This is a genomic window from Amycolatopsis coloradensis, from assembly GCF_037997115.1.
In the GTDB taxonomy this organism is placed as follows: domain Bacteria; phylum Actinomycetota; class Actinomycetes; order Mycobacteriales; family Pseudonocardiaceae; genus Amycolatopsis; species Amycolatopsis coloradensis_A.
Window position 1 is genome coordinate 4995474 of sequence record NZ_CP150484.1, and the last position, 15993, is coordinate 5011466.

17 protein-coding genes are annotated in these 15993 nt (G+C 69.4%); 7 read left to right on the top strand and 10 right to left on the bottom strand.

The window, feature by feature from the left end:
* Window positions 1-227: 227 nt before the first annotated feature.
* Together LCL61_RS23355 and LCL61_RS23360 are read right to left on the bottom strand one after the other, a co-directional pair.
* Complete coding sequence (locus LCL61_RS23355; RefSeq protein ID WP_340681677.1) at window positions 228-872, bottom strand: response regulator transcription factor; 645 nt, start codon at window positions 870-872, stop codon at window positions 228-230.
* Window positions 860-2059 (bottom strand): sensor histidine kinase, encoded by a 1200-nt coding sequence (locus tag LCL61_RS23360; RefSeq protein WP_340681678.1) that lies wholly within the window; start codon window positions 2057-2059, stop codon window positions 860-862. Before LCL61_RS23360 ends, LCL61_RS23355 begins: the two co-directional genes overlap by 13 nt.
* A gap of 73 nt (window positions 2060-2132) precedes the next feature.
* Between LCL61_RS23360 and LCL61_RS23365 the strand changes: the two genes are divergently transcribed.
* The gene (locus LCL61_RS23365) at window positions 2133-2459 is read left to right on the top strand and encodes a putative quinol monooxygenase (RefSeq protein WP_340681679.1); all 327 of its coding nucleotides are present in this window, start codon (window positions 2133-2135) and stop codon (window positions 2457-2459) included.
* On the opposite strand, the gene LCL61_RS23370 is transcribed toward LCL61_RS23365, so the two are convergent.
* Window positions 2443-3312 carry an alpha/beta fold hydrolase gene (locus tag LCL61_RS23370; protein WP_340681680.1) on the bottom strand — a complete coding sequence of 290 codons (870 nt, stop codon included), beginning with the start codon at window positions 3310-3312 and terminating at the stop codon, window positions 2443-2445. The genes LCL61_RS23365 and LCL61_RS23370 overlap by 17 nt on opposite strands.
* Window positions 3313-3433: 121 nt before the next feature.
* Here LCL61_RS23370 and LCL61_RS23375 point away from each other — a divergent pair, with 121 nt between their 5' ends.
* Together LCL61_RS23375 and LCL61_RS23380 are read left to right on the top strand one after the other, a co-directional pair.
* Entirely contained in the window at window positions 3434-4351 is a 918-nt protein-coding gene (locus LCL61_RS23375; protein WP_125676900.1) for an AurF N-oxygenase family protein, read from the top strand.
* A gap of 1 nt (window position 4352) precedes the next feature.
* Window positions 4353-5858, top strand: a complete 1506-nt coding sequence (locus LCL61_RS23380) for an FAD-dependent oxidoreductase (protein ID WP_340681681.1) — start codon at window positions 4353-4355, stop codon at window positions 5856-5858.
* A gap of 7 nt (window positions 5859-5865) precedes the next feature.
* Here LCL61_RS23380 and LCL61_RS23385 read toward each other — a convergent pair whose 3' ends face one another.
* The 7 genes from LCL61_RS23385 to LCL61_RS23415 form a co-directional block, all read right to left on the bottom strand.
* A complete protein-coding gene (locus LCL61_RS23385; RefSeq protein ID WP_340681682.1) occupies window positions 5866-7095 on the bottom strand; it encodes a cytochrome P450 in 1230 nt (409 codons plus the stop codon).
* A 90-nt stretch (window positions 7096-7185) separates the two neighbouring features.
* Window positions 7186-8139 carry a PDR/VanB family oxidoreductase gene (locus LCL61_RS23390; RefSeq protein ID WP_340681683.1) on the bottom strand — a complete coding sequence of 318 codons (954 nt, stop codon included), beginning with the start codon at window positions 8137-8139 and terminating at the stop codon, window positions 7186-7188.
* A gap of 15 nt (window positions 8140-8154) precedes the next feature.
* Complete coding sequence (locus tag LCL61_RS23395) at window positions 8155-8904, bottom strand: SDR family NAD(P)-dependent oxidoreductase (RefSeq protein ID WP_340681684.1); 750 nt, start codon at window positions 8902-8904, stop codon at window positions 8155-8157.
* Complete coding sequence (locus LCL61_RS23400; RefSeq protein WP_016334552.1) at window positions 8901-9395, bottom strand: aromatic-ring-hydroxylating dioxygenase subunit beta; 495 nt, start codon at window positions 9393-9395, stop codon at window positions 8901-8903. Before LCL61_RS23400 ends, LCL61_RS23395 begins: the two co-directional genes overlap by 4 nt.
* Window positions 9388-10683, bottom strand: coding sequence for an aromatic ring-hydroxylating dioxygenase subunit alpha (locus tag LCL61_RS23405; RefSeq protein ID WP_340681685.1), 1296 nt, complete (start codon window positions 10681-10683; stop codon window positions 9388-9390). The genes LCL61_RS23400 and LCL61_RS23405 overlap by 8 nt, the downstream gene beginning before the upstream one ends.
* A gap of 5 nt (window positions 10684-10688) precedes the next feature.
* The gene (locus LCL61_RS23410) at window positions 10689-11060 is read right to left on the bottom strand and encodes a hypothetical protein (RefSeq protein WP_340681686.1); all 372 of its coding nucleotides are present in this window, start codon (window positions 11058-11060) and stop codon (window positions 10689-10691) included.
* A gap of 38 nt (window positions 11061-11098) precedes the next feature.
* Complete coding sequence (locus LCL61_RS23415; protein ID WP_340681687.1) at window positions 11099-12238, bottom strand: acyl-CoA dehydrogenase family protein; 1140 nt, start codon at window positions 12236-12238, stop codon at window positions 11099-11101.
* Between the two features lie 158 nt (window positions 12239-12396).
* On the opposite strand from LCL61_RS23415, the gene LCL61_RS23420 reads away from it, so the two are divergent.
* The 4 genes from LCL61_RS23420 (at window position 12397) to LCL61_RS23435 (ending at window position 15983) form a co-directional block, all read left to right on the top strand.
* Window positions 12397-13884 carry a PAS domain-containing sensor histidine kinase gene (locus LCL61_RS23420; RefSeq protein WP_340681688.1) on the top strand — a complete coding sequence of 496 codons (1488 nt, stop codon included), beginning with the start codon at window positions 12397-12399 and terminating at the stop codon, window positions 13882-13884.
* Window positions 13885-13954: 70 nt separating this feature from the next.
* Window positions 13955-14470, top strand: coding sequence for a flavin reductase (locus LCL61_RS23425; protein WP_340681689.1), 516 nt, complete (start codon window positions 13955-13957; stop codon window positions 14468-14470).
* Window positions 14471-14478: 8 nt separating this feature from the next.
* Window positions 14479-14739: a hypothetical protein gene (locus LCL61_RS23430; protein WP_340681690.1), complete on the top strand. Its 261-nt coding sequence runs from the start codon at window positions 14479-14481 to the stop codon at window positions 14737-14739.
* The gene (locus LCL61_RS23435) at window positions 14736-15983 is read left to right on the top strand and encodes an amidase (protein ID WP_340681691.1); all 1248 of its coding nucleotides are present in this window, start codon (window positions 14736-14738) and stop codon (window positions 15981-15983) included. The genes LCL61_RS23430 and LCL61_RS23435 overlap by 4 nt, the downstream gene beginning before the upstream one ends.
* Window positions 15984-15993: the final 10 nt, after the last annotated feature.

Sequence of the window (15993 nt, forward strand, 5' to 3'; positions counted from 1 at the left end):
AGGTTGTGAGTGGCAATGGTCGTTCTAACCCTCTCTGCCACCCACGACTCATTGCGAAACCGGACATATGGGCATGAACTAGGCGTGCACTGCCGGGCTGTGACCTATGTGGACGCCGGAGGCTCGAGCCGGTCGAGGAACTTGCCGTGAAGTCAGCGAAAGGCCCGCGTGGCAGGCGTCCACAACCCGCCACGTTTGCCTTACCGCTCAATGGCCGGCCCTACCACTCACGAGGCGCCCAGGTAGGCCAGCACCGCCAGGACTCGCCGGTGCCCGCTGTCCTCCGGCAACCCGAGTTTCGCGAAGATGTTCCGGATGTGCTTGTGCACCGCGCCGTCGCTCACCACGAGCAGTTCGGCGATGGTCGTGTTGTTGTAGCCCTCCGCCATCAGCCCGAGCACCTCGCGCTCCCGCGCGGTCAGCCCTTCGAGCGGGTCGCTCGCCCGGCGGTGCGCCATCAGCTGGGTGATGACCTCGGGGTCCATGGCCGTCCCGCCCTTGACGACCCGGTCCAGCGCGTCGAGGAACTTCTCGACCTTCCCGACCCGCTCCTTGAGCAGATACCCGACGGCGCCCTTGCCGTCGGCGAGGAGTTCCGCCGCGTAGCCGGTTTCGACGTGCGCGGACAGCACCAGCACGGGCAATCCGGGATACATCTTCCGCGCTTTGACGGCGGCGCGGAGCCCTTCGTCCGTGTGGGTCGGCGGCAGCCGGACGTCGGTGATGACCGCGTCGGGCCGGTCCTCGGTGACCAGTTCGAGGAACTCGTCCACGTCGTCCACCGCCGCGGCGACGTCGATGCCCGAGGTGTTCAGCAGCATCACCAGGCCTTCGCGCAGCAGCGCGTCGTCCTCGACGATCACGACCCGCATGGCAACTCCACTTTCAGTACGGTCGGCCCACCGGCGGGGCTGGACAGTTTCAAGGTCCCGTCGAACGCCTCGGCCCGTTTGCGGATCCCGGACAGACCGCTGCCCGCCGCTTCGTCGGCGCCGCCGTGGCCGTCGTCGCGGATCTCGATGAGCAGGGTGTCTGCGGTACCGTCGAGGGTGATCCAGGCGTGTTCGGCACCGGAATGTTTGGTGATGTTGGCCAGCATCTCGGCGACCACGAAGTAGGCGGCCGCTTCGACGGCCGCGGGACGGCGGCTGCTGCTGCGCACGTCCACGGTGCATGGGACCGGGCAGCGATCGGCCAGCGCGGTGACGGCGCCGTCGAGGCCGCGGTCGGTCAGCAACGGCGGGTGGATGCTGCGCACGACGGTCCGGAGTTCGGCCAGCGCGCCGGTCGCGGTGTCCTGTGCCTTGCCGAGCAACTCCCGGGCGCGTCGCGGGTCCTTGTCGAAAAGCGAATCGGCGATGCCCAGCTGCAGGACCACCGCGGCGATCCTCGCCTGCGTCCCGTCGTGCAGGTCCCGTTCGAGACGACGGAGTTCGGCGCCGTGCGCCTCCAGCGCGGCGGCACGCGACGCGGCCAGTTCGACGACGCGGTCGGTCAGCACGACTCCGGCCGCCGGCGCGAGCAGCCTGCGCGCGACGGTGGCCTGCCATCGAGCCACACGGGGGAACAGGAAGATCAGCGCGACCATGCCGACCCCGGTGATCGCGCTGAGTGCCGCCAGGGGCCACGACGTGACCATGAACCCGAGCGAGCTTTCCGCCCCGCCGGGCACCGTCGGCCAGATGAACGCGGTGACGATCTGCCGGAGTCCGCCGAGCGGCAGGGCGATGGCGAAGATGCCGATGACGAAACCGGTGGCGCCGTGGAAGACGAGCCAGCCGAGGTCCCGTCGTGACGCCGGGTCGGTCACCGGGTTCCCGGACCGGTACGGCTCGGGGATCGGCTCGCCCAGCAGGCGGGCGGCCCGCCGTCGTTCGAAGTTGACCGGACGGCGGATCAGCTGGAGCGCGACGGGCAACGCCGGGATCCCGACGCCGAACGGGCACATCATCAGCACGAACAGCATGCCGACGAGGACGAACCAGGCGACCATCGAGGAGGCCGCGCCGACCGCCAGGTACCGGATCGCGGACCAACAGGACCGGAGCCGGGTGATCACCCGGACAGTCTCCCATCCCGCCGCTCGCGGCTCTCAGCCCGTGGCGTGTGAGATCCTTTGCGATACTCGGGGCATGATCTTGATCGTCCTCAAAGCACGGATCCGTCCCGAGAAGCGAAGCGAGTGGCTGGCGGGTATCGACCGGTACACGCGGCAGGTGCGTGACGAACCCGGCAACATCTCGTTCGACTACTACCAGAACGCCGGTGACGAGAACGAATTCGTCCTCGTCGAGGTTTTCGCCGACAGCGCCGCCGGTGACGCGCACGTCGCGACCCAGCACGCCCAGGACTTCTTCCCGTTCATGTCGACCGTCGTCGCGGAGAAGCCCCGGATCAACTACCAGAACCTCGACGGCGACGCCTGGTCGGAGATGGCCGAGGTCACGCCGGTCGACTAGCCGCCTCCGTGGCGGTGCGGTCGATGATGGCGGCCAGCGTCGCCGCGGCTTCTTCGGGCACCCAGTGGCTGACGCCGGTCAGGATTTCGAGCCGATAGCCGGCGTCGACGTACTGGCCGGCGAGTTCGGCACTGCGCCGGGACAGGGCCGTGTCGCCGTCGCTCCATACGTGCGTGGTCGGCACGGTGACGTGGGCACGCAGGGCCGCCGGGTGGTGCAGCGGCATCGCGCGGTACCAGTTCAGTCCGCCGGTGAGGGCTCCGCCGAGCACGATGTCCCGCCGGACCTGGTCGATCTGCGCCGGTGTCATCCCGGTGCCCGCCAGCGTGCGTTCCAGCACGCGTGGCCGGCGCCGGATGGCGAATTCGGGCAGCCAGGGGAGCTGGAACAGGAACATGTAGTACGACCGGACGAGCTGGTCGCTGGTGAGCATCGCGCGAAGGAACGCTCCGGCGTGGGGGACCGACACGGTGGTCAGCGACCGGATCAGATCCGGCCGTCGCGCCGCCGTCGACCAGGCGACGACGGCGCCCCAGTCGTGCCCGGCCAGGTGCACCGGCCCGGCTCCGACGGCGTCGATGAGCGCGACCGTGTCGGCCACGAGACGGCTCGACCGGTAAGCGAAGCGGCCGCGTGGGCGCGCGCGGGGTGAGTAGCCGCGCTGGTCGGGCACGATCGTGCGGTATCCCCGCTGGTGGAGCAGGGTGGCGGTTTCCGTCCAGGAGGCGCCGGTCTGCGGGAAGCCGTGCAGCAGGACGACGACCGGGCCGTCGAGCGGTCCGGTGTCGCGTACGTCGAAGGTGAGTCCGTCGTGGTCGAAGGAGTCGATACGGCGGGGGGGGGGGGCGGTCATGGGCGGATCTCCCATTCTTCGGTGGTCTGGCGGGGCCACTCGGCTATATGTTACCTTGAGTAACAGTGAATCGCGGTAACAGGTAGCCGCACACTCTGTCGACGTCGTCAGGGAGGTCCGTATGACCAGCACCGATGTGCCACGCACCGCGGCAACGGCCGGGGCAGGCCGCCACGAGACCGCGCAGCGGCTCCTCGATTCGTCCGCGATGCTGTCCTACGACCCCGCCACCGAGGTGGACTGGGAGACGCCGCTGGACAAGGACTTCCACGGCGCCAGCCCGGAGTGGAGCACTCTCTACGGCACGAGCTACTGGGCCGAGATGAGCACGGAGCAGCAGAAGGAGCTCACGCGCCAGGAAGCCGCTTCGGTGGCGAGCACCGGCATCTGGTTCGAGATGATCCTGCAGCAGATGGTGCTCCGCGACTTCTACGCCAAGGACCCGACCGACCCGGCGTTCCAGTGGGCGCTCACCGAGATCGCCGACGAATGCCGTCACTCGATCATGTTCGCCCGCGGCGCGGAGAAGCTCGGCGCGCCGCCGTACCGTCCGCGCAAGCTCGCCGTCGAACTCGGCCGGATCTTCAAGGCGACGGCCACCGGCGAAGCGGCGTACGCGGCCATTCTCGTCGCCGAAGAGGTCCTCGACGTGATGCAGCGTGACTGGATGCGCGACGAGCGCGTGGTCCCGTTCGTGCGCACCATCAACAACATCCATGTGGTCGAAGAGTCCCGCCACATGAAGTTCGCCCGTGAGGAGACACGGGAGCAGCTGGAGGGCGCGGGTTTCGTGCGCCGCCGGATCAACGCGCTGGTCATCGCCATCGCGTCGTACTTCATCGTCAGCAGCATGATCAACCGCGACGTCTACAAGAACGCGGGGCTCGACACCAAGCGCGCCTTGCGTGAGGCGAAGGCCAATGAGCACCACAAGGCGATGATGCGGTCGAGCTGTGCCGGCCTGATGGAGTTCCTCGGCTCCTGCGGTCTGCTCACCCGCCCCGCGCTGGTGTTCTACAAGCGGGCGAACCTGATCTGACATGGCCTTCGCGATCACCCAGACCTGCTGCAACGACGCCACCTGCGTGTCGGTCTGCCCGGTCAACTGCATCCACCCGACGCCGGACGAGCCCGACTTCGGCACCACCGAGATGCTCTACGTCGATCCGGCCTCGTGCATCGACTGCGGGGCCTGCGCGGACGCCTGCCCGGTGGACGCGATCTTCCCGGCGGATCTGCTGACCGGATCGCTGAAGGTCTACGCGGGAATCAACGCGGCCTTCTACGCCGACCGTGAAGCCGTCCCCTCGGCGGATCCCGCGCCGAACTTCCACCAGTGGGCCCCGCCGACGTTCGACCGGGCCATCCCCAGCGATTTCGCGCCACCCGACATCGCCGTCGTCGGCACCGGCCCGGCCGGTATGTACGCCGTGGAGGACCTGCTCCTCCACACCAACGCGCGGGTCACCCTGATCGACCGGCTGCCGGTCGCGGGCGGGCTCGTCCGTTACGGCGTCGCTCCGGACCATCCCGCCACGAAGCGGATCGGCGAGACGTTCTCGCGCCTTCACGAGCACCCGCGGCTGCGGATGCGCCTGGGCACCGAGGTCGGCCGCGATGTGTCCGTGGACGAGCTGGCCGAGCGCCACGACGCGGTCGTCTACGCGGTCGGTGCCTCTTCCGCGCGCGGTCTCGGCCTCGATGGCGAGGAACTGCCCGGCAGCATCGCCGCGACCACCGTCGTCGCCTGGTACAACGGTCATCCGGACGTGCCGGCGAACGCGGTGGACCTGTCCGCGGAACGAGTCGTGCTGGTCGGCACCGGCAACGTCGCGCTCGACGTCGCCCGGATCCTGACCGCCGACCCCGACGACCTCGCCAGGACCACGATCGCCCCGCACGCGCTGGAACGCTTGCGTACCAGCAAGATCCGGGAAGTCGTGCTGCTCGCCCGGCGCGGGCCCGAGGACGCGGCCTACACCTCGCCGGAGCTGCTCGCGCTGGCGGGGCGCGCCGGCGTGCCGCTCGTCGTCGACGACGCGGACCCGCGCACCACGGCCGCGATCGACGCCGGCAACGGCAAAGCGGCGCTGCTGCGTGAACTCGGCCGCGAGACCGTCGACTGGACGGCGCCGCCGACCTCGGACGGACGCCGGATCGTCCTGCGCTTCCACTCCGCACCCACCGCGATCATCGGCGACACGCAGGTGCGGGGCCTTCGCGTCACGGGCCGGGACGAGCCGGTCGAAATCGCGGCGGGCCAGGTCGTGCGCGCTGTCGGCTATCGAGGTGTGCCGGTGCCGGGTCTTCCGTTCGACGACGCCCGCGGCACGATCCCGAACACCGCCGGCCGCGTCGACGGACTCAGCGGCGCCTACGTGGTCGGCTGGATCAAACGCGGCCCCTCGGGCGGAATCGGCGCGAACCGGACTTGTGCGCGGGAGACCGTGGCGACGCTGCTGGAGGACATCACGTCCGGCAGGCTGCCGGTACGGGCGCGGCGGTCGCCGGTGGCCGCGCTGGCGGCGCGGTTCCGGCGGCGTTGACCCCAGGCTACGAGGCCGGCGTCCGCCGGTTCAGCAAGACCGGCAGTACGCGATGCCCGTTGGAAATGAACGAGTCGAGGTGCCGCATCGCGTCGGGGGTGGTCGCGAGGGTCATGTCCGGGAAGCGTGCGAACAAGGCCGGAAGGGCGATCGCGGCCTCCAACCGGGCCAGTGGAGCGCCGATGCAGTAATGCGCGCCGTAGCCGAACGCGACATGCGCTTTGTCGGCGCGGGTGACGTCGAACGCGTCGGCGTCGTGCCCGTGCACCGCCGGGTCGCGTCCGGCGGCCGCGTAACCCGCCAGAATCGCGTCGCCTTTCCGAATGACGACGTCGGCGACGGAGATGTCCTCGACGGCGTAGCGCAACGGCAGGTTGGCCACGGGTGCTTGCCAGCGCAGCGTTTCCTCGATCGCGTCGGCCCACGAGACCCGGCCGTCGCGGAGCATGGCGAGTTGGCCGGGATGGGTCAGCAGGGCGGTGATGGTCTGGTCGAGGAGATTGACGGTGGTTTCGTGGCCCGCCGAAATGAACAGGATCAGGGTGTCGAGGAGTTCCGTTTCGTCCAGCCGGGCGCCGTCGTCCTGGGTGTGCGCGGCGAGGAGGGCGGTGGTGAGGTCCTCGCCGGGGTTCGTCCGCTTCTCGGCGACGAGTTCGGTGAAGATCGAGTGGATGTCCTGGTAGGCGGCCAGCATGGCCTCCTGGCTCGCCGAGGTCCGGAAGAAGACGTCGACGGAGTGGCGCAGTCCGGCGCGCGCGGAGTCCGGTACGCCGAAGAGGTGGCAGATGACTTCGATGGGCACCGGATAGGCGAAATTCTCCCGCAGGTCAACAGGTTCACCCTCGGGCAGGGCTTCGAGTCCGGTCAGCAGGCCGTCGACGATCCGGGTGATCCAGGGTTCCAGCGTCGCGATCCGGCGTGCCGTGAAAGCCTGCGTCACGAGGGAGCGCAGCCTTTTGTGGTCGGCGCCGTACGCGGTGAACATGTTCCGCACCGAGACCCACACCAGCAACGGCCAGTCCGCGCTGACGTCGGCCAGCGCGGGCCAGTGCTGACGCGCGTCTTTGGACACGCGCGGGTCGCTGAGCAGGTCGCGCAGGAGTTCGTAACCCGTGACCGACCACGCCACCACACCGCCGGGTAACTCCACCCGGGTGATCGGGCCACGCTCGCGCAAGCGCTCGTTCTCGGCGTGGATGTCGTTGCCGTGCGGGTCCAGTACCAGGGGACGCGTCACCGGGGATCACCCTTTCTCGGCGGAGCGGACCGGATCCAGCCTGCCAGCGGAGCGGTCGCCCGGCTATTCGCCATTCGGGGCTGGCGACGCTCAGTACAGCTCGATGACGAGCCTGTCGGTGAGCGCTCGTGAGACGCAGAGCGCCATCTGGCCTTCGCGATCGGCGGCGGTCAGGCAGTTGTCCCGATGGTCCGGGGTTCCTTCCAGCACGCCGGACACGCACGAGCCGCAAATGCCTTCCTCGCAGGACTTGAACACTTCGATGCCGTTGTCCTCGAGGACTGCCAGGATCGATCTCCCGGCAGGCACCTCGAACTCCTCGCCAGTGTCGAGTTCGACGGTGAGCGGGCGGTCGGCCGACGTATCCACCTCGGCGGCTTCGAAATGCTCGACGTGCACGTGGTCCGCGCCGACGACCGGGCCGAGCACGTCGCCGACCTGCCGCGTGAAGCCGTCCGGGCCACAGGTGTAGACGTGGGCCGACGGCGTCAGGTCTTCGGCGATCGTCCGCAGGACAGCGGGCTGGTCGGCACGGGGCACGCCGAAACGCGGCCGCACCCGGTCGGCGAACTCCACCCCTTCTTCCAGCAGTTGCACGAACGCCGCGGTTTCGCGAGAGCGGGCGAAATAGTGGAGCTCGAATTCACTGCCCGAGGTGTAGAGCTCGTAGGCCATCGACAGCAGCGGAGTGATACCGATACCGCCGGCCACGAGGACGTGCCGGTCGGCGTCCTCGGCGACCTTCAGCAGATTGCGCGGCTCGCTGATCTTCAGGTGATCGCCGACCGAAACCTGGTGCATCGCCGCGGATCCGCCCCGCGAATTCGGCTCCCGTTTGACGGCGATCAGGATCGAACGCGGGTCGTCCGGGGCGCCGCACAGCGAATACTGCCGCAGCACCCCCGTCGGGCCGACGACGTCGACGTGCGCCCCCGCCCGGTAACGGACGCGCAGCGGCTCGTCGTCCTGCCGGACCAGCCGCAGGGTACGAATTTCCGGTGTCTCGTCGGTGATTTCGACGACGCGGAAGAGGACGTTCGTCATCTGGGTGCCTCCTGGTCAGCGCATGAACAGGCCGCCGTTCGCGTCCCAGCAGGCGCCGGTGACGGAGGCGGCTTCGGGGGAGGCGAGCAGTGCCACCATCTCGGCGATGAACGTCATGCTGCCCAGCCGTCCGACCGGGATGCCGGCCGTCAGCTTCGCGAGGTTCTCCTCACCGACGATGCGGTGGACCATGGGGCTGTCCTGCGGCCCGGGGGAGACCGCGTTCACCGTGACTCCCCGTGCGGCGAGCTCGCGGGCGAACACCTTGGTCGCCGTGAGGATCGCGCCCTTTGAGGACGCGTAGTGCCCGCCGGTCGAGGTGCCGCCGTTCTGCCCGGCCAGCGAGGCCAGGTTGACGATCCGGCCGTACCCGGCTTCGGCCATGTGCGCCCCGAACAGCTGACAGGCGTGGAAGGTGCCGTTGAAGTTCACCGCCATCACCTCGTCGAGCTCCTGCGGCGTGATCTCCAGCAACGGTCGTGCCTGGGTGCGGGCGGCGTTGTTGACCAGCACCTGCACCCCGCCGAAGTCACCGAGCACCGACGCGAGCAGCTGGTCGATGTCCGGGCGGCCGGCGACGTCGACGCGGTAGCTCTGGGCGTGTGCCCCGGTCCGGTCCAATTCGGTCGCGAGCCGTTTCGCGGCCGCCTCGTCGAGGTCGGCGATCGCCACCCGGTGACCACCGCTGTGCAGGCGCCGCGCGATCTGCTCGCCGAGCCCGGTCGCCCCGCCGGTGACCACGGCGACCGGCGCGTTGCCGCTCACAGCAGGAATCCCGCGGCGGGAACGGCTTCGTCGGCGTTGACCAGCCGGACGACCTTGCGGGCGAAGCGGTCTTCGCCGGCACTGGCGCCGAGGCGGACGACGTAGTCGACGTCCGCGGCCCAGAGGTCGTGACGGCCGCGTTTGTAGGCCACGATGATCTGGGCGGCCTTGAGCGTGACCGACCGGTCGTCGACGTCCGTGGGGATGAAGCGCGAGACGGTCCGCACGGTGATCGCCGAGTCCACCGCGGCGATCGCGTAGCCCTCGGTCATCCGCCGCACGCGCAGTCCGCGCATCCGGGCGTCGTCGTTGACCATGTTGAGGACGTCGTCGAAATCCTCGGCGTCGCGTTCGATCGGGATGACGTACCTCGCGTCTTCGGCGTAAAGCCCTTGCCAGGTCTCGTATTCCTTGGCGTCCAGCAGCGCGGCCTCGCGCCACGCCAGCTCGATCGCGCGGACCACGCGGGGATCGGTGAGGGTCTCAGTCATCGCTCATCATCCGCTTCCATTGGGCGTACGCCGCCCGCATCCCGGTCTCGTCGGTGACATGGCTGGTCGGCCAGCCCTCGGCGGAGGGCTTCTCGCGACCCAGACCGCGGTTGACCATGATCGGCAGTTCGGGTGCACCCTGGGCACCGCGCTGCACCCGGTCCCAGCCCTCGGAGTCGTCCGGGGTGCCGAATCCGAACGGACCCTGGAAATGTTCGTGGGCGCGCAGCCGCTCCCGGTTGACCGGCCCGACGATCTCGGCCGGGCCGTCACTGCCGAGGGCGACGTGCTCGATCACGGTCTCGTCGACACTGATCGGCCGCAGCACCCGGAAGAACGAGATCGACATCGACACGTTCGGGAACAGGTTGAGATTGAACCCCGTGCCGTGCACGGCACGGACGAGCCTGCGGATCTCGGCCTCGTCCGCCCCCGCCGCTTCGAGCCGGGCGACCAGGCCGTCGAACCGCGGCTGGAGCGGCTCGCTGCCGTCGTCCGCGTCCAGATCCGAGTGCTCGGGGACCATCTGCATCACCGAGTGGCCGTTCCCCAGATCGTGGGTGACCGCCGTCGGATCGGTCATGAACGACATCATCTCGGCGGTTTCCGCGTCGACCGAGGCCATCCAGGAGCGGTGCACGATGGGGAAGTGGTACCCGTCGGTGGTGTTCTCCAGCTGGATCTTCCAGTTGCCCCGATAGGTGAACCGGTGGGTGCCGAGCACCTTCACCGGATAACCGCCGCCCTGCGCCATGAAGCGATCGATCCACAGCTTGACGTCGCCGAGGAAGTCGGCCAGCGGCTCGGCCTCGGCGTTCAGGGTCGCGAAGATCATCCCGCCGTAAGACTCGGTGCGCAGGGTCTTCAGCCCGAGATCCGCCTTGTCCATGACGCCCTCGTACCCGTCGGGGTACGGGATGCCGCGCAGTTTGCCGTCCAGCCCGTAGGACCAGGCGTGATAAGGACAAGTGAATCCGTTGGCGTGGCCGGTCTTCTTCTCGCAGAGCGACGCGCCCCGGTGGCGGCAGCGGTTCACGAGCGTGCGGATCTCGCCCTTGCGGTCCTTGGTGACGATGACCGGATGCCGTCCGACGTGGGTCGATTTGAAGCTGCCCGCCTTGGGCAGCTCCGATTCGTGCGCGACCCAGATCCAGGCCCGCTCGAAGATCTTCGTCATCTCCTGGTCGAAGATCGCGGGATCGGTGTACATCCGGCCGGCGACCCGGTCGCCGAGGACGAGGTCCGCGGGCGGCAGGTCGTACACGGTGGCGGCGGTGAATTCGGTCATCGCGATCAGCCCCGGTATTCGCGCGGAGTGAGGGCGCGGCCGATACGCGCTTCGATCTTGGCGTACTTCCACAGCTTCCACGGACTGTCGCCGACCGGTGTGCCGCGCAGGAAGTCGCACGCCTGCTTGACGGTTTCCTGCGAGTCGACGTCGCAGAGCAGGTAACAGGTCCACGGCCAGCCGTCGGACGGGCCGACCATATGCGAGTCGTCGTCGATGTCGCCGATGAAGTCCACGCCGGGCAGGCCCTTGATGCCGTCCATCAGCGCGACGAAGGCGGTCCACACGTCGCCGGCGGCGACACCGCCTTCGGGCAGGTCGAAGAAGTTCTGGTTGATACCGATGCAGAACAGCACGCGCAGCGGGGTATCGCTCATGGTGGTGGTCCAACTCCTCGTCAGCGGTCGGTGGTGGGTCACTGGAAGCCAGGAACGGTGGGGGGATGGCCCATCAGCACGGCACCCGCGGCGTCGTACATGGCCGGGCCCAGGAAGGCGTGCTGCTGCGGGACCAGGGCGTCGCCGAGCAGCCACTGCAGCGGATGGTTCGTGGCGATGGCACCCGTCCCGGACAGGCCGATGACCCGGTTGACAGTCTCGGCGGCGGTCTTCGCGAGATGGGTCGAGGCCAGCCGGAGATGGGCGTTCTGGTGCGGCGCCACGGGATCGCCGTCCAGCACGGTCTGCCACGCCTCGTCGGTGACCTCGTAGAAGTACGCCCGCGCCGAACGCATCGTCGCCTCGGCTTCGGCCAGTCCCGTCCGGTAGTAGGCGCGGTCGGCGAGTTTCGGCGCGCCCGTGACGCCCGAACGGCCGCTGCCGACCTCGGTCGCGAAGTCGAGCGCCGCGCGGGCGACACCCGCGCCGACGACCGCCAGGACCTGGGAGGCGTAGGCGAGGGTGGGGTAGCGGTACAGCGGCTCGTCGATGGTGGGCTCACCGCCGCGGATGAACGTCCATTCGCGCGGGACCTCGACCTTGTCGACGACCAGGTCGAAGGAACCGGTGCCCTTCATTCCGACGACGTCCCACTCCTGGATGATCTCGACCTGCTCGGGCCGCAGCAGGGCGGTGCGCGGCTTTCCGGCGGTCGTGTCGTCTCCGGGGATCCCGACGCCCAGGACGTCGGCGCCCATGCAGCCGCTCGCGAACTTCCAGCGACCGTCGACCAGGAAGCCGGACGCGGTGGGTTCGGCCCGCTGCACAGGGAAGAGGCCGCCGGCGAAGCACAGATCCGGACCGTCGGCGTACAGCTCGGCCTGCGTCTCGCTGGGCAGCGCCGCGAGGTAAACCAGCGCGGAACCGAAACTGGCCACCCAGCCGGTGGATCCGTCGACGACGGAGATCCGCTCCACCGTCCGCAGGAATTCGGCCGGGGGCAGGGGCCTGCCGCCGAACCGTTCGGGGGTCGCGGAACGGTAGACGCCTGCTGCCTTGAGCCGGTCGACGAAGTCGCGGGAGACGTACCTTTGGTCCCGGAACTCCTGACGGCGCTCGAGGAGTTCGGCCAGGACATCGTCGAGTGTCACGGCCGGGCTCTCCTGGATCTGGGCCATCGGGCGCTCCTCGCGTCGTAGGGAAGATGTCTCCGACGCTAGGGATCACCGCCGCGCGTGGCCATTGGTCATTGCCTGCCGTCGGCCAGGGAGTCCCACGCAGAGGGGTAGGGGAAATCCTTACCGGCCGCCCGGCGGCGGACTCCTATGCTGAGGCGGTGCAGGTCGATCCGATTGCGCCCGAGCTGGCCACCGGCGACTTCGTGGCGATGATGAACGCCTCGAAGGTGTGCGTGCTCGTCCACGACGCGGCGACCAAGAACATCCTGTGGGCCAATCCCGCCGCGTGCGAGATGCTCGAGTTCAGCCTTTCGGAGCTGCGCCCGCTCAAGGCCAACCACATGAGCAGCTCCGCCCAGCAATACGACCGGGTCATCGGGCGTGCGTGGCTCCAGGCCGCGGTGGAACACGGTTCGAGCCGCATCGTGTGGCACTACCGGAGCAAGTCCGGCCGCGTGATACCCACCGACGCGGTGGCCATCCGGGTCGAGCTGGAGCGGGGACCCGCGGTGATGGTCCAGTTCCGCGACATCCAGCGCGCGGAGGAGGTCGAACGGGAACTGAAGCTGACGACGTCGTACGTCGACGCGCTGGCGCGGCACACCTCGACCGTGGCGTTCATGCTCGACGCCGCCGGAGCCGTGCGGTTCGCCACGGACAGCGCGCTGACCTTCCTCGGCCTGACCGGCGACGACGACCGGCTGGCCGGGGAGCCGCTGACCGCGTACGCGCGGCTGCATCTGGGCGGCAGGCCGGTGCGCTGGACCGAGGTGGTCGCGGGCGCGGACCCGGTCGGGCCGGTGCAGCTGGAGTTACCGGGGGAGAACGCGACCTGGCTGGAAGGGAGCCTGGAGCGGCTGTCGGAGTCCGAGGTCGACGCGTATCTGATGATCCTGCACGACGTCTCCGAGCGAGTGCGTGGCGAAGCACGGCGGGAGCTGGAACTGCGGCACGAGAACTATCTGGCCCGCTACAACGCCATGGGGGACATGGCGATGGCGATCGCGCACGAACTCGGCCAGCCGCTGGCCGCCGCCGCGAACTTCATCGCGGGCATCCGCGCCCGTGCCGCCACGATGGCGGAAGGCGGTGACGTCCGTGAGCAGATGGGCTACGGCCTGGACAGCGTGGCGCGCCAGATCGACCGGGCGAAGGAGATCGTCGGTTCGCTGCGGTCCTTCGTCGGGCATCTGGAACAGGTCGAGCAGATGGTCGATCTGAACGAGATCGTCCGGGAGTGCCTGTACTTCATCGAGCTGAGCGCCGCGCCGCACGCCGTGGACGTCCGCGTCCGGCTCGACCCGGCGCCGGTCCTGGTGCGGTGCGAACGCGTCCTCACCGGCCAGGTGGTGATGAACCTGTGCCTCAACGCGATCGACGAGACCGCGGAATGCGAGCCCGTGCAACGGCGGATCACGGTGGGCACCCAGGCCAAGGAGGGCGTCGGCGTCCTCACCGTCGACGATCACGGCCGCGGTGTCGCCAGGGATCCCTTCGCCGAGTCGTTCACCAGCAAACCCGGAGGCAGCGGCATCGGGCTGGCGCTGAGCCACCGCATCATCACCCGGCAGCACGGAAGCATCTGGGCCGAGCGGCGCGACGGCGGGGGCTCCCGGTTCGGGTTCGCCCTGCCGCTGGACACGTAAGGGAAATCCTCAGGCGGCGCGGTGGAACTCGGGATATCGCCGGTTTCGGCCACGGCTCTAGCGTCGAGGTATGCCCGATGAGCTGACCACCACCCAGCGACGGTTCCGCGCGGCGATGGCGAACCTTTCGACGGCTGTCAACATCGTCACCACCGACGGCGTCAGCGGCCGCGCCGGCATCACGGTGAGCGCGGTCTGCTCGGTCACCGACACACCGCCGACCCTGCTGGTCTGCGTCAACCAGTCGAGCTACACGCACGACATCTTCCGGACGAACGGGCGGATGGCCATCAACGTCCTGGCGCCCCAGCACAAGGACCTCGCCCTGCAGTTCGCCGGTGCGACGGACGTGCCGATGCTCGACCGGTTCCGGTTCGAGGTCTGGGATCACGACCGGTTCCGCATCCCCGTCGTCCGCGACGCGGCCGCCGTCCTCATCGGCGGGGTCGGCGCCGAGTTCACCCAGGGCACGCACACCGTGCTCTTCGTCGAGGTCGAGGACGTCTTCGTCAACGAGGACGCCGGGGGTCTCGCCTACTTCCGGCGCGAATTCCACCGGATCGCGCCGACCGGCGCGAACGCGTGAGGAGCCGGATGAACGAGCGCACCACGTTGATGTGTTACAACGACACCCACGGATACGGCTGGCGCCATGTGGACCTGTTCGTGCACGACGCCGAGGGCCGTGAGCTGGACTGGGTCCACTGGCAGGTCCCTGCCGACGGTCCCGACGCCGCCGACGAGGTGACCGCGCGGGTCGAGCCCCTGCTGAGGCGTACTTCGGAGTGGCGGCACGGGGTGAGCGCCGGCGGCGTCGACTATTGGGAAGCGGATGCCGCGTGGGAGGAGCAGTGAGGCTCGCGCGCCCGTGGCCGCTGCGGGAACTCGCCCGGGATCTGCGGCAGGGACGGACCACTCCGGAAGCGGCGTCGAAGCGGGCATCGGCCCGGATCGCCGAGACGGAAGCGGATCTGCACGCCTGGGTCGAACGGACGGCCTTCCTTCCGGGCGTGGGTGGGCCGCTCGGCGGCGTGCCGCTCGGGGTCAAGGACATCATCGATCTGGCGGGCGTGCCCACCCGCTGTGGTTCGGTCCTGCGCGCGGACATCGCTCCGGCGACCTCGGACGCGGCGATCGTGACCGCGTGGCGCGCCGCCGGCGCTGTGCCGCTGGGAAAGACGGTCACCACCGAGTTCGCGTTCTTCGCCCCCGGCACGACCCGCAATCCCGCGGCACCCGGTCATACCCCGGGCGGCTCGTCGAGCGGATCGGCCGCCGCCGTCGCGTCCGGACAGGTTCCGCTGGCGCTGGGCTCGCAGACCGCCGGATCGGTCACCAGACCGGCGTCGTACTGCGGGGTCGCGTCACTGGTCATGAGCCATGGCCGGTATCCGGTCACCGGGGTGACGGGGCTGAGCCCCAGCCTGGACAGCCACGGTGTTTTCGCCGCCACGGTCTCCGATCTCGCGATCGCCTGGTCGGCGCTGACCGCCGATCCCGGTCTCGAACCGCGGCCGCCGCGGATCCTCGTGTGGTCCGCCGACGCGCTCGACGTCGTCGAAGCGCCGATGCGGCAAGCCGTGACACAAGCGGCGAAACGTCTGCGGGAAGCAGGGGCGACCGTCTCGGCTTTCCTCGACGAACGGCTGATGGCCGACCTCACCGATGCGCATCCGGTGGTGATGGCCTACGAAGCAGCCCGCGAAAGGGCCGCCGAGCTCGCCGTGGCCGAGCGGTTGAGCGCTCCCTTGGCGCAGCTGCTGCGGACCGGCGCCGCGACATCGTTCGACGAGTACGAAAGCGCCCGCGCGACCATCGCCGACGGTGCGGCCCGGCTCGCCGAGGTGTTCGACTCCTGCGACGTCGTGCTGGGCCCGGCCGCACCCGGCGCGGCGCCGCGAGGACTGAAGGCGACCGGGAATCCCGTGCTGAGCCGTGGCTGGCAGGCGCTCGGCCTGCCCGTGATCGCTCTGCCAGGGTTCACCGACCCGGCGGGCCTGCCGCTCGGACTTCAGCTCGTCGGGCGTCGCGGCGGGGAAGCCGAACTGCTCGGGCACGCCTGCTGGGCGGAGCGGGTGCTCGCCGGGGATTCATGGTAAGGAGCTCTCC